Source organism: Clostridium sp., assembly GCF_051650885.1.
Classification (GTDB): Bacteria; Bacillota; Clostridia; order Clostridiales; family Clostridiaceae; genus Clostridium.
The window spans coordinates 1-1,516 of sequence record NZ_JBOFRG010000360.1 but is presented as its reverse complement, the minus strand read 5'-3'; the positions used below and the strand labels follow the sequence as shown (position 1 = coordinate 1,516).

The following is a 1,516-nucleotide window of genomic DNA, read 5'->3' as shown; positions in this document are numbered from 1 at the left end:
CTACCATCACTTTTCTCAATTACTCCAAGGTATTTATATCCCTCATGAGATTCGAGCAGCTTGGCATCCCCACTGCATAAAGATGATTTTGTTGCAGATTTCTCTACATTCATCTCCAGACCGACTACCTCGAAGAATTTCTTGGTTTCATCAGTCATTGCTTTGAGGGTATCCTCTGACTTAGCAATTAATTTTAAATCATCTATAAACAATAGGTGATTGCATGTGTAGTTGAGGTCTCCAGTTTCGACACTTACCTTTGGGTATAACCCATTTAATCGCTTGCTCAATGGGTCCATACATATGACAAAAAGCAGTGGCGATAGGCTGTCACCCTGGAGGATTCCTCTTTTAACTTGCTTATTCATAATTACCGTGTTTGAGGATCTTATCTCCAGATTCCATCTAGAGATTATGCTCTTAATGAAATCTGAGATCCAGGCTGGTAATCCTAAGCTTTCTACACATGAAACTGAGTATTTGTGTGTAACTGAATCTAAAGCCTTTTTAACATCAATCCAGGTAGTTTTTAAGTCGTACCTGTTTGCTTTGTTAAGCATGATGTTGGTCAAGGCTTGTTCCTTGGCTCCCAGGACCCGTCGTACTGTTCCCATCTGATTTTCAGATAGTACCTTCCTTTGTTAAACAATCAATTGAATAATTGATGTAGCACATTTGGTGGTTAGTTTGTACAGGTTAGACATGCAGGTGAAGGGTCTAAAATCTTTTCCTGACTTAGGCGTTCCTTTAGGGATTAAATGTGTAATCCCTTTGTAAAACCACTTGTCTTGAGCATCACTGGCAAGGCAGATATTTCTGATTACCTTGTAGATCTCCGGATGGAGACTACTGATGCTTTTTATAAAAAAGTTAAAGACACCATCAGGCCCTGCAGCCTTCCAGTTGGGTAGCCACTTGATAATTTCACAGAATTCAATTTTTTTCGGAAAGCATGTTTCTTCCTTTTCACCTGGTGTGTGGTTGAGTACATACTCATTTAATTTAAGATGACTATTGGGGCAGTCATCTTCTTCCCACATTTTAGACCAGGTGTCTTTTATTTCCTCAAGGAAAACGTTATGTTCAAGTGCCTCCTCAGAAGAGAGATCCCTGTAGAATCTTCCTCTATAGAGCTCGAACTTGTCGTTCTCCTTTCGGAAAGCTTTTCTCTTTTCATGTTTTCTTATTTTGTCACTATAGATGACAGTCCTTTCTTTAAGGTGAGAAATGACAGTTTCTCGATCTTTTGGCTTGTCAAGAATGAGACCATAAGTTCTCATCAACCTTCTTGCTGCTCTAAGATCTTCTCCTTTAAGGTGGTTGCTGTCATCTTTATATCTGGCTAGCAGCTCGATACTTGCATTTATGGTTAGTATCTTGTTATTGATACTTTTTAACCAAACACCTTTTGCTTTCTCTTTTTCTGTCACCAATTGATATGTGACCTGGACAGACTGGAGAATCCTAGTGATATCCGTCATGTTCCATACAGGGTGGGTCTTCACCAAATCTCTAA

The 1,516-nt window shown here is 39.3% G+C and carries 2 protein-coding genes; both read right to left on the bottom strand.

Features of this window, described 5'->3' with window-relative positions:
* The coding region (locus ACRC28_RS18370; protein WP_438544901.1) for a reverse transcriptase domain-containing protein at positions 1-614 on the bottom strand (614 nt) is incomplete at its 3' end.
* A 27-nt stretch (positions 615-641) separates the two neighbouring features.
* A partial coding sequence (locus tag ACRC28_RS18365) for a hypothetical protein (RefSeq protein ID WP_438544900.1) occupies positions 642-1,516 on the bottom strand: 875 nt, incomplete at its 5' end.